Here is a 24,717-nt window from a genome sequence, read left to right as displayed (position 1 = left end):
GGCGAGTTCTCTCCTGACAGCAGGATGCGCCTTAGAACAACAGGCGAGGAACAACGGAGCAAAAAGCACCCACGGCAACTGCCGTTTTCAGGATGATTGGTGGTTATTAGGATTTCTGATAATTCTTGCGGCGGAACAGATCGGTTTTTCGTGAAACCAGGCGGTCCAGAAACAGAAAACCGTCGAGATGGTCCATTTCATGCTGCACCGCCCGCGCCTCAAAGCCTTCACATTCAAAACTGCGCTCGCGTCCCGACACGTCCTGGGCCTGCACCCGAATGCGCTCGGCACGGATAACATTGCCGGTAAAATCCGGGACCGACATGCAGCCCTCGCGGCCCACAGCCATGCCTTCCCAGGCCATCAGTTCGGGGTTGATGAGCACCATCAGACCATGGCAATCATCCCCCAGTTTGGGACGCACATCGACAATGACAATGCGCTGATGGCGATCTACCTGAGGGGCGGCAATACCGACGCCGCCCGGACCGGCGTACATGGTTTCGGACAAATCCCCGACAAATTTTAGCAGCTCATCGTCAAAAACCTGGACGGCTTCGGCCTTGCGCTGCAGCCGCGCATCGGGATAGGTGAGGATGGACAGTACCGTCATCAGAATACGGCCGCTTCAATGGGGTGGACACCCACTTCTACCCCTTGTTTTTCGCGCAGGGGCAAAACCGCCTTGCGCACGCTTTCAATGCCATCGGGGGCATAACCCTGAATGACCATGACGTACAGTGGCCGCTCGGCGCTTCCGGAGCTTTCGCTTTCCAGATCAATCACATTAAAACCGATGGCGGCCAGGGCGCCGGTTACTCCGGCCACAATACCCGGATGATCGGCCCCATACACTGTGACCCGGGTGTTGGGCAGATCTGCCGCGACCGCAACACTGGAGATAGGATCCAGGTGTACCCGTAAATTCAGGCGCTTGATGGCAGGATCCAGGGCCATTTCCACAGAGCCCAGGTCCCTGCTGTAGTCAATGACCTGCATGATGGTGAAATAGCCGCCCAGACGCATCATGGAAGCATCACCAATGGAGCAGTCCGCCGTAAACAGCGCCTGGGTGACAGCTGCGACAATACCGGGGCGATCTTCGCCGATGACGGTGAGAAGCGCTTGACTCATGCCTGAACTCCTATAGCGAGGGCTTTAGCCTGTACGAGATAACGAAAACAATATTCCAGCAATTCCAGGTGATGGCGTGCAGACAACAAATCGCTCCCCCAGGCAGTCACGCCATGCTGGTGAATCAGCGCACCGGGCACCGGAGGAATGGCTTGCGTAAAAGCAGTATCCATATCTTTGGCAATGCGGGCAACATCCTGATGATTGGCAAAAACCGGCAGATCAATTTCGGGTTCCGCATCGGGAACCCCCAGTCCCTTGAGCATTTCCAGCGGCGGCAGACGGAGTTGCCCGTTTCTGGCGAAATGTCCGCAGAGATTGGCCTCAATGGAATGCACATGAAAAATCACCCGGGCTTCAGGAATATGCTGATAAATCACCTGATGGATGGAAGTTTCTGCCGAAGGTTTACGTCCGCCGGGAGCAAGCAGCACTTCTCCCTGGAGGTTTACGGAAACAAAATCTTCGGTGTCCAGCAAGTCCTTGGGACGGCCACTGGCGGTAATCCAGAAAGCCTCTTCAGCCATGCGCGCCGATAAATTACCGGCTGTTCCCAGCATCCAGCCTCTTTCATAAAAGCTTCGGGCAGCCAGTGCCAGCTCCTGTCGCAAATCTTCATGGTGCATCGGCACCCTCCTTCCACCAACCGCGTGCTGCCAGGGCAGCATTGACGTCATCCAGCGTTTCAAAGGGAATGAAAGCCTTGCCCTCTTCCTGCAGATATTGCGCCAGCCGATCACGGGCACAAACCAGAGGGCAGTCGCGCGCCACCCGCAGATCGGTGATGGAATCGCCAATGCAGAGCGCCGTCCGGGGCTGATAATGGGCGAGCACCTGACGTTTGGCGACCAGTTCATGCGCATCCTGCCAGGGCGAAAAAACCCGCAAAGTCGGGCCGGAGCAATCCACTTCCAGCCCGTGAATCGCGTGAATATCGGCGCGATAAGGTTCCAGGACGATTTCTGCCATGCGGGTAAAGCCACCCGTCACTACAATAAAAGGCACAGCCGCCTCGCGGGCGGAAGCCAGTAAATGTTCCAGACCGGGACGCAAGACTGTACCCCGGACAAAGTCTTCCATTTCCGGCCAGCGTTGGGAAGGAATGCCTTCCAGGATCCGGGGTAATCCTTCCCGCAGCCCCAAGCGTTGCGCATATATTTCCGGGAGAACCTGTGCGGCAGCCTCCGGGGCGAAATGCCGCATCAAGGCCACAAAAATCTCCAGCTCCGTGATGGTTCCATCAAAATCACAGAAAATGGCTTTGGACAACATCAGGCAGCCCCCCATTTTTCCACGGCCGCCCGCAAAGGTCCGGCGGGCAGATCAGACAGCTTCAGGGAAGCACCCTCCTGCCAGCGCTCCAGCCCTTCATGAAAGGCCAGCACGCCGCTGGAGGGTCCCATGGGATGATCCATAATGCCGGTACCGGCGTTGAGAATAAGCTCCGGGCCGTAATCTTCCAGAATGGCATCCAACATACCGGGGTGCACCCCCGCCGAGGGAACTGGCGCCACGCCCCGCGCCCGTAAGGCCGCAACAATGGCCTGCTCGTCCGCCTCCGGAAAAGGCAAACTGCCATAATGGGCCGGATAAAGAACCGCATCTGCACCGGCACAGGACATTGCCGTCCCCAGTATGGCCGCATAGGCAAAACCATGATCGGGTGCAGCGCACCAGGCCCCGGCCAGAGCCGGATGCGCAAAAATCGGGACGTTCACTTCCGGATCTGCTGCCAGGGCTTCCAGCATGGGGAATCCATAGGCAAGCACATTCAGGAGCAGGGCGTTGGCACCACGGGCAACCAGTTGCCGGGCCAGTTCATGAACCTGCCGGGCATCGCCGGAAAGATTCATGGCGTAAAGTAGATCCCGCCCGGTGCGATCGCGACGCGCCTCAATAATGGGTGCACAGGCTTCCCAGCGGGCCAGCGTCGCGGCTGAGGGCAGGTCCGGCAGAATTTCATCATCTTTGATGATGTCCAGACCGGCCATCGCCACTTCCGCCAGAATTTCGGCATGGTCCCCGGCACTCAGCCCCAGAGCGGGCTTGAAAATAGCCATAATCAGGGGGCGCTCGGCTACGTTCAGTTTTTCGCGGATACCCGCCAGACCAAAGCGACAGGATTGCCCATACCCTTCAGGTAAGCGTATGGACATGACCTTGGCCGGGCCCGCCAGAGAATATTTCCCGAAAATCATGGTCAGCAGGCTACCCATGCGTCCATCCACATTTTCGGCGGGAAAACGGATGGTCGCCAGGTGTCGCCCCTCGGGTAAGTCATGTACTGCCCGCACTTCAGCAAGATGCCCGCGAAGCTGTTCTTCCCGATGCTGAAAGCGCGCGTCCCAGCTTCCGGCAGTCTGCCCGATGGCAATGGCCTGAGCCTGCCGCTGCGCATCAACCCCGGCAGGAAACTGGTAATCCACCTCTATGTAGGCACTCATAAATCGTGAAAACTCTGCAAGGGACGTTCCGTATAATGGGGAGTCCATCCGCCTCGGGCACTGAAGTAACGGACCGCCTTGATCCGCTGGAGTTGATTGAGGCGGAACCAGTGCTCCACATCTGCCGGAACATGAATATAGTCGCCCGCCACCACCGTCAGCTCGACCTGCTGCGCATCGGGCAGTACAAAGCCAAAAACGCCTTCGCCATCGACGATGTAACGCACCTCTTCATCATCATGGGTGTGAATCCGATGAAAACGGGCGTTGAGTGCCTCCAGCTGGGGATGGCCGGGATAAAGCACGACCAGATCCCGGTCCTGATACCCTTTTTCGGATTGTAAGCGCCGAAACACCGCATCCAGAGTCTCCAGCAGCTTTTCCTGATCGTTGCTACTGAGTTCTGCCTGGGCCAACAGGCTGCGGCTGCTGTCCGTTGCAGGAACAGGCAGCTTTTCCAGAAGCACACCCAGCGGAGCCAACAGCCCGGCAATGATGTCGGGGTCCGTAACCAGCGCCGGATCACCGGCTCTGCGTAAAGTCGCCATGATGACTTATTCCCTCCAGATCAAAGATGCCATTCGTCCGGTCACTGCTGCATCGCGCCGGTATGAAAAAAATTCGCTATCACTGAAAGTACACAGGCCCCCACCATAAATGGCCGTGACCCCAACCCGGTGCAGGCGCTGCCGGGCAAGCTGATAAATATCCGCCAGCCAGCGATCCCCTGGCCCGGCACGAAAGGCGCTGACAGCCTGCGGATCTTCCGCAACAAAAGCTGCCCGCAACTCAGGGCCCACTTCAAAAGCCTCAGGCCCGATTGCTGGCCCCAAGTATATCAGAACTTCCTTACCTGGCACCGCCAGCGCCGCCACCCCTTTTTCGAGAATGCCAGCCAGCAGACCCCGCCAGCCGGCGTGAAAGACCCCGAGATGCTGACCATCACGACTGCAAGCCAGCACCGGCAGACAATCAGCCGTCAATACCGCTAACACTTGCCCGGCAAGATGGGTGACCGCCCCATCAGCTTCGGGAAGCGCAGAGAGGTCTTGACCAGCTGGAATCTGCAGTAATTCCATACCATGTACCTGGCGCAGCCATTGTGGTTCTTGCGGCAATTTCAGCCAGGTACGCAGCATCTCGCGATTTTTAGCCACAGCCTGTGCCGCGTCTCCAACATGATCGCCCAGATTGAATGAGCGATAAGGACCTTCACTGTAACCCCCGTTGCGCCGGGTAACCGCGCTATGTACCCCGGCGGGCAGCGGCCAGTCAGGGATTAGAATAGATGGTGCCTCAATGGGCACGGCGGGCCTGCCGCAACAAATCCAGCAGTTTTTCCATTTCCACCGGAAGTGGACTTTCCCAACTCATCAACTCTTCCGTTTCCGGATGGTACAACTTCAAGCGCCAGGCATGCAGGGCCTGTCGCCGAAACTGCTGCCAGTAAGCCAAGCCTTCAGCATCCAGACCCTGGGGCACGCTCATGCGCCCCCCATATACCGGGTCCCCGACCAACGGATGACCAATATGGGTCATGTGCACCCGGATCTGATGGGTACGCCCGGTGGCCAGACGCAAACGCAGGAAGCTGTGGCGGGGGAAGCGCTCCACCAGACGAAAATCGGTTTGTGCCGGGCGCCCGTCGGCACGCACGGTCATCCGCAGCCGATCATGGGCATGGCGGCCAATGGGCTCATCCACCCGACCACCCCCGGTCATCGGGCCATTCACCAGGGCCAGATACTCCCGGTGCATGGTATGGTCACCCAACTGATCAATCAGCGACTGCCGCGCCATTTCGGTTTTGGCCACTACCAGCAAGCCGGTGGTGTCCTTGTCCAGACGATGGACAATACCACCCCGGGGCAGATAGGCGTTTTCCGGTAGATGCGCCAGCACCCCGTTTACCAGGGTACCATCCGCATGACCGGCACCGGGATGGGTCAACTGTCCGGCCGGTTTGTGGAGGACCAGAATATGCGCATCTTCATACATAATATGCAGAGGAATATCCTGGGCCAGCCAGACACTGGGTTCGCTTTCCGGCCAGTCAATGTTCACCGCTTCTCCGCCCTGGATGCGCAGGCTGGGTTTTTCGACGGCGCCGTTCACCCGAATATGGCCGTCTTTCAACAGGGTCTGGATCCGGCTGCGGCTGATGTCCGGAAGCAGGCCACTCAAAACCGCATCCAGTCGTTCACCGGCTTGATCCACTGGCAAAATCATGGGAAGTCCCGTAGTATCGTCGCTCATGGCTCGCCACTATAGACTATTGTCCTTCATGCGCAAACGCTTACTTATTTCATTTTGTTGTACTGCCCTTCTGGCCGGTTGTGCCAGCACTCCTCACAAGAGCGATCAGGCTGCGGAAACCCACGAATCGGCTGCCCAAATGTATCAGCCCGCCAAGCAAGCCATGGAACGCGGAGATTACACTTCGGCCATTCGCCATTATGAAGAACTGGAAACCCGCTATCCCTACGGTCCCTATGCGGAACAGGCACAACTGGATACTGCTTACAGTTACTACAAGAGTGGCGATTCCGAAGCCGCTGCAGCAGCCGCCGAACGCTTTATCAAACTGCATCCGGCCAACCCCCATGTGGATTATGCCTGGTATTTGAAAGGCATTGCCTACTATGAAGGCATCCAGGGCGCTGAATGGAATCCCAAACCCGCCGAAGAAGCCTTTAGCACTCTGCAGACCTTGGCCACACGCTGGCCCCATAGTCCCTATGCTGTCGATGCCCGTCTGCGCATGGCCAAAATCATCGATATTCTCGGGAAGCGCAACCTGGACATCTGCAAGTTCTATTATACGCGCCACGCTTACGTTGCGGCGGCCAATCGCTGTGATAACGTGGTCACCCGCTATCAGCTCAGCCCTTCAAGGGAAGAAGCCCTGTACTATCTGGTCCGCTCCTACCGGCATCTCAACCTCCAGAATCAGGCGGAAACCGTAAGCAAGGTGCTCGCCTACAATTACCCCAAAAGCAAATACCTGGGCGATCTGGGCACCGGCAACTGAGTAAGGCCATATACCCGAAAACAGCCCTTAGCTTGGAGATTTAACAGCAACTTTAGCCCGGGCTGTTCGCGTCAACAGCCCCTAGGCCAATGGCCGAATCAGGTGATCGCTGAGGGAGCAGCTGGCTGCACCCTGGTGAGCAGGATCAGACCGCCTCGGCACCTTCTTCGCCCGTCCGAATGCGAATAATTCTTTCCACAGCACTCACAAAAATTTTGCCATCGCCAATTTTGCCGGTACGCGCAGACTGTTCTATGGCTTCAATGGCGCGATCCGCCATGTCGTCGCCAACGACCACTTCCAGCTTGAGCTTGGGTAGAAAATCCACCACGTATTCCGCCCCCCGGTAGAGCTCGGTATGCCCTTTTTGCCGTCCGAAACCCTTCACTTCCGTTACGGTCATTCCGGCCAGACCAATTTCCTGCAATGCCTCGCGCACGTCATCCAGCTTGAAGGGCTTGATGATCGCCTCAATTTTTTTCATGGTGTTGCTCCTCGTTCAGCTTATGATGGCCACCCCAGGAAGCGTAGCCGTTGGTAATAGGATAGCGCCGATCTTTTCCAAATGCGCGGGTGCTGATGCGCACACCGGGAGCCGCCTGTCTTCTTTTATACTCGGCACGGTCAATTAACTTCAATACCCGCTGCACCGTGTCGGCTGCAAAACCGGAGGCAATCAGTTCTGCTGCAGACCGGTCATTTTCTACATAGGCCGCAATGATGGCATCCAGCACCTCGTAGGAGGGCAGACTGTCCTGATCCTGTTGATCGGGCGCCAGCTCCGCCGAGGGTGGCCGGGTCAATACCCGCTCGGGAATGACAAGGGCATGTTGGTTGCGGTAGCGGGCAAGACGATACACTAGGGTTTTGGGGATATCCTTGATGACCGCAAAACCACCCGCCATATCACCGTACAGGGTGGCATAACCCACCGCAATTTCACTTTTATTGCCGGTGGTTACCAGCAGGTGCCCAAACTTGTTGGAGTAGGCCATCAACAACCCGGCACGCACCCGCGCCTGCAGATTTTCCTCGGTGGTATCCACCGGGCGTCCCTCAAACAGCGGCGCCAAGGTCTGTAAGTAAGCCTGGAAAACCGGCTCGATGGAAATCAGATCGTAGGAAACCCCCAGACTCTGGGCCTCGGCAATGGCATCTGCAACGCTCATTTCGGCGGTATAACGGGAAGGCATGATCAGAGCATGCACCTGCTCCGCCCCCAAAGCATCCACAGCGATTGCCAGGGTCAAGGCTGAATCCACCCCGCCCGAAAGGCCCAGCACAATACCCGGAAAATGATTTTTACGCACATAATCGCGGACCCCCAGAGTCAGGACCGCATAAACCTCGGTCTCCGTATCGGCTGCCGCAATGAGCGCTGTATCACCTTTAACCTGCAAACCCTGAGTGGTTTTTTCAAAATCCGTGAGGATGACCGCCGTTTCACAAATCGGCCCCCGGGCTACCAACCGACCCTGTGCATCCACCACAAACGATCGACCGTCAAAAACCAGCTCATCCTGACCACCCACCAGGTTCGCATAGCAGATGGGCATTTGTGTCTGCGTTGCCAGCGCCGCCAGCCGTCCTTCCCTTTCCCCCTGCTTGTGCCGGTGGTAAGGGGAGGCATTGAGGACCACAAGTAACTCCGCGCCCTGGTCTCTGGAGGCCTGAGCCACTTCGGAACCACACCAGACATCTTCGCAAATTGCCACGGCGCAGGAGACTCCCGCACAGTCAAAAGTCAGGGGCTGGGTACCTGGCGTAAAGTAACGCAGTTCATCAAATACTGCGTAATTGGGCAGACAGTGCTTGTGGTAAACCGCTTCTACCTGACCATTTCGCAACAAGCTGGCACAATTATAAAGCCGCGTGTTGACGCGCTGGGGATGCCCCAACAACAAGGGTAAAGGCGTTTGCGCTGCCAGGGTTTTTACCGCTTCTGCGCAGGCCTGCACAAAGTCTTCACGCAGCAGCAGATCTTCGGGAGGATAACCGCATAAAGCCAGCTCCGGGGTTACCAGTAAATCGGCACCCCCAGCTTTTGCCTCCTGTGCTGCCTTCAGGATCAATGCCACATTCCGGTCGATGTCACCGACCCAGACATTGCACTGCGCCAGAGCGACGCGCATTAACGGCTCAACAAAGCTGCGGCGCGCATACCCAGTTCAGCCGGAGAATGCACACAATGTACCCCCGCCGCCTCCAGTACCGCGTATTTTGCCGCAGCAGTTCCGGCATTGCCGTCAATGATCGCGCCGGCATGGCCCATGCGCTTGCCCTTGGGCGCCGTTGATCCGGCAATAAAAGCCACCACTGGCTTGCTGACACTGGACTGAATATAGTGAGCCGCTTCTTCTTCCATGCGCCCGCCGATTTCGCCAACCATGATAATCAGCTCGGTTTGTGGATCCGCCTCAAAGAGCGCCAGCACCTCGACAAAACTCATGCCGATCAGTGGATCGCCACCAATGCCGACACAGGTACTCTGGCCGAGACCCAGGCGGGTGGTCTGCTCAACCGCCTCGTAGGTCAGGGTGCCAGAACGGGAGACGATGCCGACCTTGCCCGGACGATGGATGGAACCGGGCATAATCCCGATTTTTGACTGTCCGGGAGTAATAATACCGGGACAGTTGGGACCAATAAGACGCGCCGTCGAACCCGCCAGATAGTGTTTCACCATTAACATGTCATGCACCGGGATTCCCTCGGTAATGCAGACAATCAGTTCAATGCCCGCCGCAGCCGCTTCAATAATGGCATCGGCCGCAAAGGGAGAAGGCACATAAATCACACTGGCTTCGGCGCCGGTTTCCTGCACCGCATCAGCCACCGTATTAAAAACCGGCAAATTCAGATGGCGGCTGCCCCCTTTTCCGGGTGTGACCCCGCCAACCATGCGGGAGCCATAAGCCACGGCCTGCTGCGAATGAAAAGTTCCCTGCTTGCCGGTAAACCCCTGGCAGATAATACGGGTGTTCTGAGACAGCAATATGCTCATATATGCACCAAAACAAGAATCAACAGTAGAATAATGACGGCTTCACCCAGCAATAAAAGCAGTATGTAAGGATTGCGCCGGACAACGGGCTGGGCATGATTCACATCGCTACGCAGCGCGGCGAGATCCTGCCGGAGACCCTCCAGATCATCCACCTGGGCCACCGTTTTCAGTCGCTCGTCGAGAATCTGATCCAGAAGCACCGCCATTTCCGCCATGCGCTCGGCAGATTTTTGATCTGCGCCGCGTTTTACGTAGGCATCGGCCAAACGCGAAATCAACGGGCCGGAATTGCGCAATACCGGCCACAACCGCTGCAACCAGAAAATATTGATGGACACCTTAACCCTGAGCGGCAGCCACCGCTTTCACAGCGGCATCCGTCAGACCATCGGCAGAAATCAATGACAGGCCACTTTCTCTCAACAAAGCCATCCCTTCCTCCTTGCGGGTCCCTTCCAGGCGCACCACTACCGGCAGATGGATGCCCACCTCGGCTGCGGCCTGAATAATGCCCTCTGCCAGCAAATCACAGCGGGTGATGCCGCCAAAGATATTGACGAGAATGGCTTTTACCCGGGTGTCGGACAAAATCAGCTTAAATGCCTGGGTGACCTTGTCTGCCGCCGCACCACCACCTACATCCAGAAAGTTGGCGGGTTCCCCGCCATGCAGCTTGATCATGTCCATGGTCGCCATAGCCAGACCGGCACCATTGACCATGCAGCCGATATTCCCCTCCAGGGAAATATAATTGAGCCCAAACTGTCTGGCGGTAATTTCCCGACCATCCTGCTGGGTGGAATCAAACAATTCGTCAGATTCGGGATGCCGGTACAAGGCATTGTCATCCATAACCAGCTTGGCATCCAGCGCCAGCAGACGGCCATCGCTGGTAACCGCCAGCGGGTTGATTTCGACCATCAGGGCATCCAGCTTCTGGGCAAGACGATACATGCCCTGCATGATGCGGGTCAGCTGCTGCACCTGACTGGTATCCAGACCAAACTCAAATCCCAGCTGTCGGGCCTGAAAAGGCAAAAATCCGGTGCTGGGATTAACAACCAGCTTTTTCAAAGCTTCCGGCCGGGTTGCAGCCAGTTCCTCAATATCCATGCCGCCTTCCCGTGTCGCGAGAAAGGTAATTCTGGCCTGTCCCCGGTCCACCATCAGCGCCAAATACAACTCGCGGGCAATACTGCTTGGCTCCTCAATCAACAAAGCCGCCACATGCTGGCCCTGCGCACCGGTCTGGGCGGTTACCAATGGTTTTCCAAGCAGCTCCTGGGCGGCTTTTTCCACTCCGGCAATACTGTGAACGACCCGCACCCCACCAGCTTTGCCTCGGCCTCCGGCATGCACCTGGGCTTTCACCACCCAGGCCGGACCGCCCAGTTCACGCGCCTGATTCACGGCTTCACGCACCGAAAAAGCGGGAATGGCGCGGGGGACCGAAATCCCCTCTTCGGCCAACAAACGCTTGGCCTGATACTCATGCAGATTCATGAAAGTTCCTTTAAAAACGGCGGATCAGCGCTGCCGTAAACTCTGTGGTGCTCAGTGCCGGCACATCACCCCGCAAGGCCGCCAGATCACCGGTGACTTCACCAGCCGCAATGGCGGCATTCATGGCCGCCACAATCGCCTGAGCAGCCTCTCCCCAGCCCAGATGCTCCAGCATCATGACGGCCGACAAAATCAGCGAGCTGGGGTTGGCCTTGCCCTGTCCGGCAATATCGGGTGCCGTACCATGGGTGGCTTCAAAAATCGCGTGGGTATCAGAAAGGTTGGCACCGGGTGCCATGCCAATACCCCCAACTTCTGCGGCCAGGGCATCAGAAACATAGTCACCATTCAAATTCAGCGTGGCAACCACTGAGTAATCTTCCGGGCGCAGCAAAATCTGCTGCAGAAAATTATCGGCAATCACATCCTTGATGATCAGCTTCCCGTCGGCAATGGCCTGCTGCTCAGCTTTTTGTCCTGCCGCCTTACCTTCTGCCTTGCTGATGGCGGCCTTTTGCCTCCAGGTAAATACCCGTCCGGCGAACTCCCGCTCCGCCAGGGCATAACCCCAGTCACGGAAACCACCTTCGGTAAATTTCATGATATTACCCTTGTGCACCAGACTGACAGAGGGCTTGCCATGCTCCAGAGCGTATTGAATGGTACGCCGGATCAGACGTTCCGAACCTTCCGTCGATACGGGTTTGATGCCAATGGCAGAGCTGTCGGGAAAGCGGATTTTTGTGACGCCCATTTCTTCCCGCAGAAAACGGATGATTTTTTCTGCTTCGGGACTACCCGCAGGCCATTCAATACCGGCGTAAATGTCCTCGGAGTTTTCCCGGAAAATAACCATATCCACTTTTTCCGGATGCCGCATGGGGCTGGGCGTCCCCTCAAAATAACGCACCGGCCGGAGGCAGACATACAAGTCGAGATCCTGACGCATGGCCACATTCAGGCTACGAATCCCCCCGCCCACCGGAGTTTCCAGAGGACCTTTGATGGCGACTTTATATTCCCGAATGGCGGCCATGGTCTCATCGGGCAAATACTGCCCTTCACCATACAGTTGCACGGCCTTCTGACCGGCAAACAATTCCATCCAGGCAATCTGCCGCTGTCCTCCATAGACGTTGGCCACTGCCGCATCCACCACACTGCGCATGGCCGGAGTCACATCACAACCAATCCCGTCGCCCTCAATGAAGGGAATAATGGGTTGATCTGGCACCTGCAACACCCCATTCAGCAGCGTCAAGGGACTGCCTGTTACGGGTTTCTGAATATGGGTCGTCATGACACCTGCTCCAGTTGTTCACTCGCCCAGGACAAGGCACCCCCCTTCAAAATCAATTCCAGATCACGGGCGCTGGCAAGCTGCGGCATCACTTCAATATCCAGACCCTGCGTCTCATCGCGTAACATCAGGGGTTTCCCCAGAGTCAGGCCCGACAGATCGAGGCCCAGCTGATCACCCGCCTGTACCTTGGCGTAATCTTCAGCATGCACAAAAGTGAGCGGCAATATCCCGAAATTAATCAGATTGGCGAGATGAATCCGGGCAAAGGACAGTACCAACACCCCCCGAACGCCCAGATAGCGCGGTGCCAGCGCAGCATGTTCGCGGCTGGAACCCTGACCATAATTACGACCCGCCACAATAAAACCACCGCCGGATGCCTTGGCCCGACTCGGGAAAGTTTCATCCACCATATGAAAAACAAATTCGGAGATAGCGGGCAGATTGGAACGCAAAGGCAGCACCTTAGCACCCGCCGGCATAATATGATCGGTCGTGATATCGTCTTCGAGACGAATCAGCACCTCGCCTGCCAGATGCGCGGGCGCGGCCTTACCTGCCGGCAGCTTGGCAATATTCGGACCGCGAATAATTTCAACCTCCGTGCCCTCAGGCGCAGGGGCCAGCACCATGCGATCATCCACCAGGAACTGTCCCGGTAAATCGACGTGAATAGGTGCCAGACCCAAATCGCGGGGATCAGTAATCTCGCCGGTCAGAGCGCAGGCCGCACAGGTTTCCGGACTCGCCAGATAAACCTCGGCGTTTTTGGTGCCGGAACGCCCGTAGAAATTACGATTGAAGGAGCGTACGGAAACTCCCTGGGTGGGTGGTGCAAAACCCATCCCGATGCAGGGTCCGCAGGCAGATTCCAGAATACGTGATCCGGCACCAATAAAGTCCAGCAACCCGCCATCCTTGGTGACCATTTCCATGACCTGACGGGAACCCGGAGAAACTCCCAGACTGACCCCATCCGCAACCACCTTGCCCTTGAGCATCTGGGCGACGGTCATCAGGTCGGTGTAGGAGGAATTGGTACAGGAACCAATGGCCACCTGGGCCACCTTGGTTCCGGCCACTTCCCGCACTTTTTTGACATTATCCGGGCTATGCGGGCAGGCAATCAGGGGCTCCAGCGTATCCAGATTGATTTCGAGCACTTCGTCGTAACTCGCATCCGCATCAGCCACCCACTCGGACCAGGTCGCTCCACGCCCCTGGGCGGCAAGATAGTCCCGGGTCACGCTATCACTGGGGAAAACACTGGTGGTTGCTCCCAGTTCCGCCCCCATGTTGGTGATGGTCGCGCGCGCAGGAACACTCAAATGTGCCACCCCCGGCCCGAAGTACTCAAACACCTTGCCCACCCCGCCTTTGACGGTTTTCAGCCGCAATACTTCAAGAATGATGTCCTTGGCACTGACAAAGGGCTGCAATTTTCCCGTCAGTTTGACGCCCACCACTTCCGGCATATTCAGGTTGAAGGGCAAACCGCCCATGGCCAGGGCAATATCCAGGCCGCCCGCGCCAATAGCCAGCATTCCGGCACCGCCTGAAGTCGGCGTATGGGAATCCGAACCCAACAAGGTACCACCCGGCTTGGAAAACCGTTCGAGATGTACCTGATGACAAATGCCATTGCCCGGCCGACTGAAATGGACCCCGTATTTCGCGGCAAAGCTCTGCAGAAACCGGTGATCGTCCGCATTTTCAAAGCCGGACTGCAGCATATTATGATCGACATAGGAAACAGACAGTTCAGTGCGTACCCGAGGCAGACCCAACGCCTCAAACTGCAAATAGGCCATGGTTCCAGTGGCATCCTGGGTGAGCGTCTGATCAATACGGATAGCTATCGGACTCCCCGCCTTGAGGGTGCCACTCACCAAGTGCGCGGCAATAATTTTCTGGGTGACGTTCATAGCCATGAGCTGATCTCCTGAGCTGGAAAATACGATCGGGAACTGCGCTTGACTCCATCATCGCAAATGAACCGCCCGACGCCAAGTATCAGCAGCTGCTAAAATCCCTGAAAATTGGAAGGATGCGCGTATATCACCCAACCCAAATTGCTTGGGACTGCGCTCAGACCGCCGCAAGCCAGCTGCGAGCATGACGGATACGGGCAAGCGTCTCGGCTTTTCCCAACAGCGCCAGGGTGCCATCAATAGGTGGGGAAACCGCTCGCCCGGCCACGGCAACCCGTAAGGGCTGGGCGATTTTTCCCATTTTCCCCTCGGCATGACTGACGGCCAACTCCTGAATGGCACTGTGAATGGCCGCCGCCGTCCAAACCGGCAAGGCTTCCAGATGCTGGAGGAGACTCTCCAGCAAAGCGCCCTGACCATGCAGATGTTTTTCTACATCCTTGACCTCACCCGTCACTGGAGCCAGATAAAAAATTCTGGCGGCCTCGGCCATTTCTACCAGGGTCTTGGCACGCTCCTGCAATAAGGCGACCACCGCAGACAAGTCCGGGCCTTGGGCCAAACTTGCCTCGGTGATGCCCTGGGCGTCCAGATATGGCCGTAAATGCTGAGCCAGGCCCTCGGGACTCAGCCGTTGCATGTGCTGGGCATTAATCCACAGCAATTTTTCCGGGTTAAACGCCGAAGCCGCTTTATTGACGGTATTAATCTGAAAAAACTCAATCATTTGTTCGCGACTGAATATTTCTTCGTCACCATGCGACCAGCCCAGACGAATCAGAAAATTCAGCAGGGCGTCCGGCAAAAATCCCTGCTCCCGATATTCCAGTACGCTGACAGCACCGTGGCGTTTGGAAAGTTTCTGCTTGTCCGGCCCGAGAATCATCGGCACATGGGCGTAAACCGGCAGATTTGCACCCAAGGCCTGCAAAATCTGCATTTGTCTGGGGGTATTATTGAGGTGGTCATCGCCCCGGATAACATGGGTAATACCCATGTCCCAGTCGTCCACCACCACACAGAAATTGTAGGTAGGCGTTCCATCAGAGCGGGCGATAATCAGATCATCCAGTTCACTGTTCTGAAAGCTGACCCGACCATGAATCAGGTCTTCTACCACCGTTTCGCCCGTATCCGGACTGCGAAAACGGATAACCGGTGCCACCCCCTCACGGGCGGTACTGCGTGTCCGGCAACGCCCGTCATAACGGGGCTTTTCGCCGCGCGTGCGTTGCTCTTCACGCATGGCATCCACTTCTTCACGGCTGCAATAACAGTAATAGGCAGTCCCTGCTGCCAACATCTGTGCCAGCACTTCCCGATAACGATCCATGCGCTGTGTCTGGTAAAAAGGGCCTTCGTCCCAATCGAGCCCCAGCCAGGCCATGCCCTCAAGAATAGCCGCCGTCGCTTCGGGAGTAGAGCGCTCCAGATCCGTATCTTCAATGCGCAGCACAAAACGCCCCCCCTGGCGGCGGGCATGTAACCACGAATACAGAGCGGTGCGGACACCCCCAATATGTAAATAACCAGTAGGACTCGGCGCAAAACGGGTACGAACAGACATGAGCAATCAACCTGCAGCAGTAAACATAGGAGCAAATGATAACAGGCACTCTCTGGCTTCGGTATCCTTGTAAACAATCCGATACGTTCCAAATATCAGCTCTCATGGAGCTGTTTTACAAATGTGGCACCTCTGCCCGAAATTCAGACAGAGGGCAGATATCTTCATCAACGCGGACTCTTGACATGAAAAGCACCTCAGCACGTTTAAACATACTTTATGGAGAACGTCCTTGCCTGGTGCCGAGCAATGACAAACAATTGCACGGTATGTCCGGCGCCATCGGAGCTATGCTCGAAAGTGGTGTACGGGCGCGTTACAACTGGCTTGAATGAGGTGGCGTACTGTTGCTACAAAGGGTTTCCGACTCAAAGAGCAACATAAGGAGTACGCCGTGGAAAAGAATACCGTAATAGCAGGTGGGATGGGAGAGTTGGGTCTGGGCATTGAAGGGATACTTCGACGCGCGGCACGCTCTCTGATTGAGCAGGCCATAGAGGCAGAGGTGGCGGTATTGCTGGAAGAATTTGCGACGGTGCGGATGGTTGATGGGCGTCAGGCGGTCGTGCGTAATGGGCATCTGCCGGAGCGCGAGATCCTGACCGCTCTGGGTCCGGTACCCGTCAAAGTACCCAAGGTGCGGGACCGCTCAGGATCGGGGATCAAATTCAATTCGGTACTGGCGCCTCCGTATGTACGCAAATCACGAACGGTAGCCGCTACAGTACCTTGGCTCTATCTGCATGGGGTGTCTTCCGGCCACATGCAGGAAGCCCTTTCCATTTTGCTGGGTGATGAGGCCAAGGGACTTTCACCTGCGGTGTTGGGACGTCTCAAGGCGGAGTGGGCGCAAGAGTATGCCCATTGGCAACACCGCTCCCTACAGGGAAAGCGCTATGCTTACTGGTGGGTAGACGGTATTTATACGAACCTCCGTGCGGAGGAGGATCCGCGTATCTGCCTGCTGGTGATTATCGGCGTGACGGCAGAGGGCAAGAAAGAGCTGGTCAGTGTCAGTGACGGCCTGCGCGAATCCAAAGCTTCCTGGCTGGAGATCCTGCGTGACCTGCAGGCGCGCGGTCTGGAGACGGCCCCTTTGCTCGCCATTGGGGATGGTGCCATGGGGTTTTGGGCCGCACTGGATGAAGCCTATCCCGAAACTGGTCAGCAACGCTGCTGGGTGCATAAGACCGCCAACATTCTCAACGAACTTCCCAAAGCCCAACAGAGCAAAGCCAAGGCAGCGTTGCAGGAAATCTGGATGGCCGCCAATCGCCAGGCTGCGGAAAAAGCACTGGACGTGTTTGTGCGCAATTACCAGGCAAAGTATCCCAAGGCCGTGGCTAAACTGGAAAAAGATCGGGCTGAATTGCTCGCTTTCTATGATTTTCCGGCCGAACACTGGCGGCATATCCGGACCACCAATGCCATTGAGTCCACCTTCGCTACGGTACGCCACCGGACTACCCGGACGAAGAACTGTGTATCACGCAGCAGCTTTCTGGGATTGGGTTTCAAGATGCTGCAGCAGGCTGAAAAACGCTGGATTGGGATTTATGCTCCAGAGAAAGTCCTGCAGCTTTTTGCAGGGGTGAAATTTATCGATGGCTTACCGGCTAACCTCACCCTGCCGGATGATCAACAGACCGCCGCCTGATCTGTGTCAGAAAATGCTCATACACCAGATTTGACTATAGCTCGCGCCATCGCGGTGTTGCACACCCACACGCGGCGGCTCGATTACCACCCGCATGTCCATCTGGTCATGCCGGCAGCGGCGATCGACGACCAACGCCAGCAATGGCGCACCAAGCGCCGGAACCAGGCAAAAGGTGGCTATCTGTTCAACCACAAGGCGCTGGCCAAAGTGTTCCGGGCGAAGCTGCTGGCGCACATCGAAGCGGCTGGATTGACCTTGCCAGACCATTATCCCATGGCATGGGTGGTGGATTGCAAATCCGTAGGCACCGGCGAGAAGGCACTCCTCTATCTGGGGCGCTATCTTTACCGGGGCGTCATCGCCGAGAAAGACATCCTCGCCTGCACCGCCAGCCAGGTCAGCTTCCGTTATCGCAACGGCAAGACCATGAAGCTGGTGCGGCGCACTGTGTTCGGCGCACAATTCCTGTGGCTGGTGTTGCAGCATGTGCTGCCTAAGGGATTCAGGCGTGCGCGCAACTTTGGCTTTCTGCACCCCAACTGCAAGTGCTTGATCGCCTTGCTGCAGGTGCTGCTCAGGTGCGCTTCAATCCAGGCGGCGGCATGGGTCAAGCCGCGCGCCCCCATTCTCTGCGCTTGCCGCGGTGCGGTGATGTTGATCGTGCGAACGCGGATTCGGTCAGGGTATTCAGAGGGCATGCCACCGCCCATAGCTCCCGAGGGAGTGCATTGACCATGTAAGCGCCACGCCCTTCGGCAGGCATCGGGAGCCAGCGCCCGCAAGCTGAGGCACCGGCTTGCCTTGAATCTGGGCAATTCGCAGCAGCATCGACCTGCCAACGAGTAAAATGAACATCGGCTACCGCAGCGTCAGGCACGAAGCCGGTGGAATAGCCCATATCCTCCCGGTGAAACTCCAAACCGGGGTACTTCCCAAATACATATTTTCTGTGCGGCCCTGTCGGCGCGCAGAACCGGGCTCGTCCAACAAACGTTTCAGATCGTGGCTTCGCACGATCTAACCTTATTCGTTATGCGTCATCTTCTTCGTCGTAGGCCAAGTGCTCACTATCCATCACTTCCAAAAACTGTAATCGATCTTTGACGTTACTTAGCTCGGTGTAGGCTTCATCGACTGCCTCTTCCACAAAGGGCAAGTCAGCGTCATTAAGGAGCGCACGGACGTAGCTCGGCGCCATACCAACGTCTATATCCAATGGCTCCATATCCCGAAGTAGTTCGATATACCTGCTTTTAACAGCGGGGTTCATAAGAAACAGGATGAATTCCTTCTTCTTGAGTTCTTCGTCTACAAAGTCCAAGCGATCTCCGTAGAACACCTTGATCGCTTTCGAGTCTCCTCGTAATTCATCCGTATATATATTTAGCTCACTAGCTCGGTTTTTGATGACGTCAAACACACCAGACGACACTTTCCTAACCATTCTTCCGATGAACTTGCGGATCTGATTGGTGTTGTAGAGCGGCACAAACTCGTCATTTACGTCTACATCCAAGCTGAGGTGACGCTTCAAAAATAGGATAAGAGCAAGCTTTTCTTCCGAAATGTTAGGGATAATACCGAACGAGTATCGCCCATATCGATAACTTTTGTAGAATTTGGACAGGATTGCCAAGAACTCCCGGTGAGCGTCTTGCAGTTGTAAGTTTTTAGCGCTATTTAGCCTATCCAAGAGCTGTAATGTGTTATGAGTTATTAGACTTTCTTCGAGGGCGTGCTGATCGCCATCATCCAAATGCTCAACCAGAATAATTGCTACCTTAAGTAATCGCTCTATACCCACGGATAAGTTGTATAAGACTTCGAAGCTGTCAACGGGATGCTGAAAATGGTGCATTTCGTGAAGCGCACGAATCCCGTTGTAGATGAACGTGCCCGCTGCATCAAGCTCAATGCCAAGCGCGAAGTTCTTCCACCACAGCACAGGTTCCATTTACGGCTCCTTAGATGACGCATAACGTTAAATTAAGGGATGCGCTTTAGCGCGTCCCTCTTGGATGAAAGGTTAGATTCGTTTAATTACCATACGAATACGCATGATCGCATCGCGTGTTAAATTTCCTTCTTCATCAAGAAAATCAAACCGTCGTAAGTCACGGATTGCCTCTTTAGCTAAGTCCTCACGTATTTTTCTGAAAATTCGCGTTATAGAAGCTTGTGGTGAATTTGTAGGTAGATCAGGAGGGGTTGCTTTGTGAATTTGCTCTGCGACATAACGTATTAGTGAACCTCTAAGTTCGCGATCGCCGTGCGATAGCTCCTCAGCACTTCGACGTAGGTGGCGCAACTCAAGTCGGGATTGCTCTAACTCCTCATTTTTTTCGGCAAGTTTTGCAAATATATCCTGTTTTTCACCCTCAGCAAGTTTAGCTCTCTTTGCAAGGTGTTCTAGTAACTCGCGTTGTTCTTCCTCTCGTTTCTTCACTTCAGCTTCTTCATTTTTTACCTCTGTACTTATCGACACACCATAATGCGGCATACGGTCGAATTTATCCCTTATGCCACTGTATCCCTCATCAAGATGCCGCAGCTTCTCGCCAAAGCCAGCTTCTATACGCCCTAGAATTTCCGACATATCTTTAGTGAATTTATACGAGTTGTCGTAGAATTGATTGCTGGTGTCACAAGCCTTGAAATAGAAGGCCACTGATAGCCATACAGAGAAAATAGAAAGTATTAAAGCCAAAAATTCTGAAAATGAAAACTTTGAGAGGTCAATCTGGAGCTCAGAATTGAAAAGCTTCCATCCTATAATGGCTATCAAAAAAACAAGTGCTACATCTCTCAACACAGGAAGTGTCAAAAAACCAGAGGTCTTCGATTTGCTTGTTGTTTCTGTATTCATGCTAAGCCCTCTAGTAATAGCAATTTGAAAATTGACAATCTAACGTAATTTAGATTGTGAAATATTACCACACAAGTATTGTCTAATGCAATATTAGCAGTAATCAACATGCTGTATATTAATGATACTTTCCATTGCGCAACAATTTAGGACAGCCTAAAATTTTCCGGATGAAAAACACTCCACCACATTCCAGCAACCCGCCCAAGCTTCTGGATCAACTGCGCGCCCACATCCGGACGATGCATTACAGTATCCGCACTGAAGAAGTTTATACCGATTGGGTGCGGCGTTATATTTTGTTCCATCGGAAGCGCCATCCCCAAAATATGGGGGCTGCTGAGGTGGAGGCTTTTCTGAGTTACCTCGCCAATGAGCGTCACGTATCGTCATCCACTCAAAATCAGGCCAAGGCAGCTCTGCTTTTTTTGTACAAGCAGGTGCTGAATATAGATCTGCCCTGGTTGGATAACATTACCAATGCCAAGCCTTCGCAGCATCTGCCCGTAGTGCTTACGCCTACGGAGGCGCGCGCCTTTATGATATTCGCACCGTTCAAGAACTACTGGGCCATAAGGATGTAAGTACCACCATGATTTATACCCACGTCCTGAACAAGGGTGGTCGCGGTATTATCAGCCCGCTCGACCAATAATAAAGCGTCATGGGAAATGGACCACAGTGAAAGCAAGCACAACACCATGAAATATCGGGCTGGCAATAATGTCCAGGAAGTTGATATGGCTACCCTGACTGTACGGTTACCCGATGACAAGCATATGCGTTTGAAAGCATTGGCCAAGCGCAAACACATTAGCATTAACAAGCTGATGGAAGAGCTTTCCACGCAAGCAATAGCAGAGTTTGATGCCGAAACCCGCTTTCGGGCCATGGCCGCTAGATGTGATGTAACTAAAGGCCTTGCCGTTCTCGATATGCCGACAGTGCTTTCTCGCTCTAACGCCTGAGCTCGTGCGTGTGGCCGCCGACCTGGCTTTCTGATTCAGCGACCTCTTGTTCCTCGCCAGCTACGAGGATGTAACCCTGATGGCTCCCTCCGATTGGTGAAGTCAGCTATTCAACGCGCCGCTTGTCAGAAGGTGTCCCTTTAACAGAGAGGTTAGCCTCTGCCTGCGAAGGGCACCGCCGTTGACCTGAACCAAGACCGAAACCATAATGGTGCCAATTTGGTTGGAGATTGGCATGCCTACGACTTTGACCCTGAAGGGTATCCCGGACGACGTATACGCGCGCTTGAAGGAGACAGCCGAAGTACACCGGCGCAGCCTTAACAACGAAGCAATCTCGGTGCTTGAGACGGCGCTGCTGCCGCGCAAGGCGACTGCCTCGGACAGGATCACGCGCGCCCGCGCGTTGCGCGCACCACTGGAGCAGGGGGCATTTGCAGCGAAGGACATTGATGAATTCAAGCGGCAAGGGCGGCGATGATCGTAGTTGACTCGAACGTTATTGCCTACCTGTACCTGCCAGGCGAATTCACAGCGGAAGCCGAACGGCTGCTTGAGCGGGACCCTGACTGGGTTGCGCCGCTGCTTTGGCGCAGTGAGCTGCGCAATATACTGGCTCTGTATATACGAAAGAAGCTGCTTGAATTCGATCAGGCATTTCGTATCCAGCGTGAAGCAGAGACACTACTGGCGGATCATGAATACGACGTGGACTCATTTGAGGTGCTGACTCTGGCCCGCGACAGCGGATGCTCCGCCTACGACTGCGAATTCATTGCACTGGCCAGGCAACTCGACGTAAAGCTCGTGACGATGGACGCCAAGCTGCGCAAAGCGTTCCCAGCGACGACGATAGGCCTATCATAGAGCTGACGGTTTGCGTTAGCGGCGGTAAACTCCAACGTCTGAATTCGGTGGAGTTCGTCAGCGCGTCCGCCGGAATGATGGGTTGGGCTTGGCAACTAATGGGAACAAAGCTGGATTGCGGATAGATTCAACGGCAAGGTCAACATCAAGCAAGGGCCAATAAAGATGGGCAGAGGATTGCCGTTCAATTGTGGTGATTTGCTCAACCGTGGCTTGTTTGAACCACGGGAACTCGGCATATGAAACAAAAAGCTCGTCCTTGTCCAAGAGCAGCCAGAAGCCCTTGTTTGATACCAACGAAACTTCAATTCCCGAAGTGGCTATGCCAGGCATTGATGATCTCCTCGTGATGAGCATGAACCAAAGCCAACGCCTCATTGATCTGCTTATGAGAAAGCCCTTGATTCAACGCCGAGTTAAACGGCGCCCCGGGCGCAGCCCGGTAATCCATTTAACGATTTGTTATGTTTCTTTATTCATAATGTGTCCATAGTCGCAAAATCTTGACGATATGCTCCTGCTCCAGGACTTCGTACAAAATGCGGTGCTGTATATTGATTCGGCGGGAATATGCGCCGGCAAGATCACCAACGAGTTTTTCGTACGGCGGTGGATTTTGATAAGGATTCTCCTCAAGCACCTTCAGCAAGTTCACTGCCTTTTCCTTCAGGCCTGATGCAGCGAGCTTCTTCGCATCTTTTTGCGCGTGCTGGGTATAAACCAGCCGCCACCTCACCAATCGAGATCCTTCGCACATTCAGACGCTGGCGTTTTCATGCCCTCTTGAATCGACTCGCGCATTCCCGGAACGGCAAGCAAATGGAGCGTTTCAGATATCGCATTCCAATCTTCTTCCGAAATCAGAACAGCGTTACCGCGTTTGCCTTTTATGACAATGGGTTGATGAGAATCTGCGGCTTCATCGATAAGGCTGTACAGCTTCGATCTCGCCTCTGTCGCGTTGAGTATGGTCATGCTTCCCCCTCCCTGGATTTAAGCGTACGCTATTACGCACGGTTGCTCAAGGCCGATTTTTTAACATAACGTTCAACGTAACCGGCGACCGGAGCCTGAAGGACAGAGGGAACTTGCCAGCGTAGCTGGCAGGGCGTCCGGTTGACAGAGTGGCTGGGCACCTTGTTACGAGCGACCCGCCTCGGCATGAAGTTTCAAACCGAGAGCGCCGACGACCTTGAGAATTGTATCGAAGCCGGGTCTGCGTTCGCCGGAAAGCGCCTTATAGTTTTCCGCATTTCGACCATGGGGAGAATGTAGCCACGCGGTTACACATTGTTAATCTCCGCGACGGCGTTGAAAGGTGCCCAACGTTTAAGTTCAGCGGCGCCGCGAAGCGGAGTCGGATTGAATGAGTTGTGCGGCCGCTTGAACATTAGCCTACAGACAACGAGGTGTGCTGTAAAAGCCAACTCAGTTGCTTCCCGATTCGCAGCCCTTCCATTGGGATCGATACTTTTATGTCCCTATCGGAAAGGTGGCTGGTCAAGAACTCACGATACCGCACACCTGCAAAGAACACTACCTGTTTCAAGTCTGGAGCGGCTTCCGAAAGCTGAAGGGTTACATGATCGGCCCATGAGCGGCGATCCACCACCCTCATCGTGTTGAGCGTCCGCTCATATGGTGCAATTATTTGATCGGGAGGAACCAAACCGTACTCGGCAGATAGAATGTACCATGGATATAAAGATAATTCTGCATATCGGCGCGCTTTGATGAACCAATCAGAAATATACAAATCACGTGCCGCGCATGGCTGATTTCGTTTTTTGCCGACACAAGAAACAAGATAGATAGTGGAATTGTTGGATTGCATTGTCATCTCACTTCGCACAATGATGGTCACTACCACTTATATACCGTTTTTTGTAGGCGCTTCGCATGACCTTCAAATGGCGGGTAAAAGCTAATAGTTCAGGCCGTTTGTTCCCTTGAATGTTGAGTGGGTAATAGTATTCGCCATGAAGCTCGTTACACTCGATGGATTCTGCCTCTTCCCTTGTCGTTGTCGATCGCCAACTGACAGAGAGAGCGTCGAAATACTTGTCGATCTTTTCCACTCCTTCCGAGTAATCAAAGTCGTTCAGGGCAAGAAGAGTAAACCGGAAAGTCGAGAGGAAACCGGTCTGTAGGCAACTCAATGTCAACTTTTGAGCTGCATGCCATTGCACGCGCTGTGCGATGCTCTTAGCTAAACCGTGATAGAGGCACACTTTGCCATCTGGCGCTGTCCGTAACCGTAGTTTCGTGATGTCACAGAATTCGGCAATGCAAAAATGATCAAGTGCTATGCGTGGGAAATACCACCAGTAAACACCAGGGGTTGTAGGGAGATCCGACCATTTATGGTTGCGGAACAACAAAAGTGGTTGAGGTTGAGTCATTGCACCCTTCTTGCGACACAACGTGCCAGCTCAG

At 54.8% G+C, this 24,717-nt stretch carries 30 protein-coding genes and 2 pseudogenes; 8 read left to right on the top strand and 24 right to left on the bottom strand.

The window, feature by feature from the left end; translation table 11 throughout:
* Window positions 1-106 precede the first annotated feature (106 nt).
* The 8 genes from def to rluD are packed head-to-tail and all read right to left on the bottom strand — an operon-like array spanning window position 107 to window position 5,834.
* A complete protein-coding gene (gene def, locus GCD22_RS02615; RefSeq protein WP_031576046.1) occupies window positions 107-613 on the bottom strand; it encodes a peptide deformylase in 507 nt (168 codons plus the stop codon).
* On the bottom strand, window positions 613-1,134 hold the full coding sequence (locus GCD22_RS02610; RefSeq protein ID WP_024893562.1) for a glycine cleavage system transcriptional repressor: 522 nt from the start codon (window positions 1,132-1,134) through the stop codon (window positions 613-615). Before GCD22_RS02610 ends, def begins: the two co-directional genes overlap by 1 nt.
* Window positions 1,131-1,760, bottom strand: a complete 630-nt coding sequence (gene mtnB, locus GCD22_RS02605) for a methylthioribulose 1-phosphate dehydratase (RefSeq protein ID WP_031576049.1) — start codon at window positions 1,758-1,760, stop codon at window positions 1,131-1,133. The genes GCD22_RS02610 and mtnB overlap by 4 nt, the downstream gene beginning before the upstream one ends.
* Window positions 1,750-2,406, bottom strand: a complete 657-nt coding sequence (locus tag GCD22_RS02600) for an HAD-IB family phosphatase (protein ID WP_035211645.1) — start codon at window positions 2,404-2,406, stop codon at window positions 1,750-1,752. Before GCD22_RS02600 ends, mtnB begins: the two co-directional genes overlap by 11 nt.
* Window positions 2,406-3,578: a RuBisCO large subunit C-terminal-like domain-containing protein gene (locus tag GCD22_RS02595; protein ID WP_031576054.1), complete on the bottom strand. Its 1,173-nt coding sequence runs from the start codon at window positions 3,576-3,578 to the stop codon at window positions 2,406-2,408. Before GCD22_RS02595 ends, GCD22_RS02600 begins: the two co-directional genes overlap by 1 nt.
* Entirely contained in the window at window positions 3,575-4,126 is a 552-nt protein-coding gene (locus GCD22_RS02590) for a cupin domain-containing protein (protein ID WP_031576055.1), read from the bottom strand. Before GCD22_RS02590 ends, GCD22_RS02595 begins: the two co-directional genes overlap by 4 nt.
* A gap of 6 nt (window positions 4,127-4,132) precedes the next feature.
* Complete coding sequence (pgeF, locus tag GCD22_RS02585; RefSeq protein WP_031576057.1) at window positions 4,133-4,885, bottom strand: peptidoglycan editing factor PgeF; 753 nt, start codon at window positions 4,883-4,885, stop codon at window positions 4,133-4,135.
* Entirely contained in the window at window positions 4,875-5,834 is a 960-nt protein-coding gene (gene rluD / locus GCD22_RS02580) for a 23S rRNA pseudouridine(1911/1915/1917) synthase RluD (RefSeq protein ID WP_031576059.1), read from the bottom strand. Before rluD ends, pgeF begins: the two co-directional genes overlap by 11 nt.
* Here rluD and GCD22_RS02575 point away from each other — a divergent pair.
* Entirely contained in the window at window positions 5,833-6,609 is a 777-nt protein-coding gene (locus tag GCD22_RS02575; protein WP_176211929.1) for an outer membrane protein assembly factor BamD, read from the top strand. The two genes, rluD and GCD22_RS02575, sit on opposite strands and share 2 nt — an antisense overlap.
* A 145-nt stretch (window positions 6,610-6,754) precedes the next feature.
* Here the strand turns inward: GCD22_RS02575 and GCD22_RS02570 are convergent, their stop codons facing one another.
* The 8 genes from GCD22_RS02570 to gltX all read right to left on the bottom strand — a co-directional run bounded on the left by GCD22_RS02570 (window position 6,755) and on the right by gltX (window position 15,920).
* The gene (locus GCD22_RS02570) at window positions 6,755-7,093 is read right to left on the bottom strand and encodes a P-II family nitrogen regulator (RefSeq protein WP_010641551.1); all 339 of its coding nucleotides are present in this window, start codon (window positions 7,091-7,093) and stop codon (window positions 6,755-6,757) included.
* Complete coding sequence (locus GCD22_RS02565; protein ID WP_024893554.1) at window positions 7,080-8,741, bottom strand: NAD+ synthase; 1,662 nt, start codon at window positions 8,739-8,741, stop codon at window positions 7,080-7,082. The genes GCD22_RS02570 and GCD22_RS02565 overlap by 14 nt, the downstream gene beginning before the upstream one ends.
* Window positions 8,741-9,613 (bottom strand): succinate--CoA ligase subunit alpha, encoded by an 873-nt coding sequence (gene sucD / locus GCD22_RS02560; protein WP_024893553.1) that lies wholly within the window; start codon window positions 9,611-9,613, stop codon window positions 8,741-8,743. Before sucD ends, GCD22_RS02565 begins: the two co-directional genes overlap by 1 nt.
* Window positions 9,610-9,954 (bottom strand): hypothetical protein, encoded by a 345-nt coding sequence (locus GCD22_RS02555; RefSeq protein WP_031576064.1) that lies wholly within the window; start codon window positions 9,952-9,954, stop codon window positions 9,610-9,612. The genes sucD and GCD22_RS02555 overlap by 4 nt, the downstream gene beginning before the upstream one ends.
* A gap of 1 nt (window position 9,955) precedes the next feature.
* Entirely contained in the window at window positions 9,956-11,119 is a 1,164-nt protein-coding gene (gene sucC / locus GCD22_RS02550) for an ADP-forming succinate--CoA ligase subunit beta (RefSeq protein ID WP_031576067.1), read from the bottom strand.
* Between the two features lie 10 nt (window positions 11,120-11,129).
* Window positions 11,130-12,419 carry an NADP-dependent isocitrate dehydrogenase gene (icd, locus tag GCD22_RS02545; RefSeq protein WP_031576070.1) on the bottom strand — a complete coding sequence of 430 codons (1,290 nt, stop codon included), beginning with the start codon at window positions 12,417-12,419 and terminating at the stop codon, window positions 11,130-11,132.
* Complete coding sequence (locus GCD22_RS02540) at window positions 12,416-14,353, bottom strand: aconitate hydratase (protein ID WP_031576073.1); 1,938 nt, start codon at window positions 14,351-14,353, stop codon at window positions 12,416-12,418. The genes icd and GCD22_RS02540 overlap by 4 nt, the downstream gene beginning before the upstream one ends.
* Window positions 14,354-14,510: 157 nt before the next feature.
* The gene (gltX, locus tag GCD22_RS02535) at window positions 14,511-15,920 is read right to left on the bottom strand and encodes a glutamate--tRNA ligase (RefSeq protein WP_031576075.1); all 1,410 of its coding nucleotides are present in this window, start codon (window positions 15,918-15,920) and stop codon (window positions 14,511-14,513) included.
* Between the two features lie 424 nt (window positions 15,921-16,344).
* Between gltX and GCD22_RS02525 the strand changes: the two genes are divergently transcribed.
* Together GCD22_RS02525 and GCD22_RS02520 are read left to right on the top strand one after the other, a co-directional pair.
* Window positions 16,345-17,577, top strand: a complete 1,233-nt coding sequence (locus GCD22_RS02525; protein ID WP_425321085.1) for an IS256 family transposase — start codon at window positions 16,345-16,347, stop codon at window positions 17,575-17,577.
* 45 nt (window positions 17,578-17,622) lie between these two features.
* A pseudogene (locus GCD22_RS02520) lies at window positions 17,623-18,312 on the top strand (IS91 family transposase); the annotation flags it as partial.
* A gap of 298 nt (window positions 18,313-18,610) precedes the next feature.
* Here the strand turns inward: GCD22_RS02520 and GCD22_RS02515 are convergent.
* Together GCD22_RS02515 and GCD22_RS02510 are read right to left on the bottom strand one after the other, a co-directional pair.
* Window positions 18,611-19,534, bottom strand: coding sequence for a hypothetical protein (locus GCD22_RS02515; RefSeq protein WP_031575756.1), 924 nt, complete (start codon window positions 19,532-19,534; stop codon window positions 18,611-18,613).
* Between the two features lie 72 nt (window positions 19,535-19,606).
* Window positions 19,607-20,446, bottom strand: a complete 840-nt coding sequence (locus GCD22_RS02510; protein ID WP_051690766.1) for a hypothetical protein — start codon at window positions 20,444-20,446, stop codon at window positions 19,607-19,609.
* Between the two features lie 170 nt (window positions 20,447-20,616).
* On the opposite strand from GCD22_RS02510, the gene GCD22_RS02505 reads away from it, so the two are divergent.
* From GCD22_RS02505 to GCD22_RS02490, 5 genes are all read left to right on the top strand, one after another.
* A complete protein-coding gene (locus GCD22_RS02505; protein WP_425321086.1) occupies window positions 20,617-21,030 on the top strand; it encodes a phage integrase N-terminal SAM-like domain-containing protein in 414 nt (137 codons plus the stop codon).
* Window positions 20,991-21,101, top strand: a complete 111-nt coding sequence (locus tag GCD22_RS18880; RefSeq protein ID WP_404813579.1) for a tyrosine-type recombinase/integrase — start codon at window positions 20,991-20,993, stop codon at window positions 21,099-21,101. The genes GCD22_RS02505 and GCD22_RS18880 overlap by 40 nt, the downstream gene beginning before the upstream one ends.
* Window positions 21,102-21,117: 16 nt before the next feature.
* On the top strand, window positions 21,118-21,414 hold the full coding sequence (locus GCD22_RS02500) for a toxin-antitoxin system HicB family antitoxin (protein WP_211371682.1): 297 nt from the start codon (window positions 21,118-21,120) through the stop codon (window positions 21,412-21,414).
* Window positions 21,415-21,649: 235 nt separating this feature from the next.
* Window positions 21,650-21,895 (top strand): FitA-like ribbon-helix-helix domain-containing protein, encoded by a 246-nt coding sequence (locus tag GCD22_RS02495; protein WP_031575767.1) that lies wholly within the window; start codon window positions 21,650-21,652, stop codon window positions 21,893-21,895.
* Window positions 21,892-22,281 carry a type II toxin-antitoxin system VapC family toxin gene (locus GCD22_RS02490; protein WP_010639607.1) on the top strand — a complete coding sequence of 130 codons (390 nt, stop codon included), beginning with the start codon at window positions 21,892-21,894 and terminating at the stop codon, window positions 22,279-22,281. The genes GCD22_RS02495 and GCD22_RS02490 overlap by 4 nt, the downstream gene beginning before the upstream one ends.
* Window positions 22,282-22,338: 57 nt before the next feature.
* Here GCD22_RS02490 and GCD22_RS02485 read toward each other — a convergent pair whose 3' ends face one another.
* From GCD22_RS02485 to GCD22_RS02465, 6 genes and pseudogenes are all read right to left on the bottom strand, one after another.
* Window positions 22,339-22,614 carry a DUF2442 domain-containing protein gene (locus tag GCD22_RS02485; RefSeq protein ID WP_031575770.1) on the bottom strand — a complete coding sequence of 92 codons (276 nt, stop codon included), beginning with the start codon at window positions 22,612-22,614 and terminating at the stop codon, window positions 22,339-22,341.
* Between the two features lie 139 nt (window positions 22,615-22,753).
* Window positions 22,754-23,017, bottom strand: a complete 264-nt coding sequence (locus tag GCD22_RS02480; RefSeq protein ID WP_031575773.1) for a Txe/YoeB family addiction module toxin — start codon at window positions 23,015-23,017, stop codon at window positions 22,754-22,756.
* A complete protein-coding gene (locus GCD22_RS02475; RefSeq protein ID WP_031575778.1) occupies window positions 23,014-23,256 on the bottom strand; it encodes a type II toxin-antitoxin system Phd/YefM family antitoxin in 243 nt (80 codons plus the stop codon). The genes GCD22_RS02480 and GCD22_RS02475 overlap by 4 nt, the downstream gene beginning before the upstream one ends.
* Before the next feature lie 165 nt (window positions 23,257-23,421).
* Window positions 23,422-23,514: pseudogene (locus tag GCD22_RS18875) on the bottom strand (hypothetical protein); the annotation flags it as partial.
* Window positions 23,515-23,671: 157 nt separating this feature from the next.
* A complete protein-coding gene (locus GCD22_RS02470; protein WP_010639615.1) occupies window positions 23,672-24,115 on the bottom strand; it encodes a DUF6884 domain-containing protein in 444 nt (147 codons plus the stop codon).
* A gap of 7 nt (window positions 24,116-24,122) precedes the next feature.
* Window positions 24,123-24,683, bottom strand: coding sequence for a GIY-YIG nuclease family protein (locus tag GCD22_RS02465; protein ID WP_031575781.1), 561 nt, complete (start codon window positions 24,681-24,683; stop codon window positions 24,123-24,125).
* Window positions 24,684-24,717 lie beyond the last annotated feature (34 nt).

The organism is Acidithiobacillus thiooxidans ATCC 19377, assembly GCF_009662475.1.
GTDB classification, from domain to species: Bacteria; Pseudomonadota; Gammaproteobacteria; order Acidithiobacillales; family Acidithiobacillaceae; genus Acidithiobacillus; species Acidithiobacillus thiooxidans.
The sequence above is the reverse complement of the archived record's forward strand: the minus strand, read 5'-3'. Positions and strand labels throughout refer to the sequence as shown.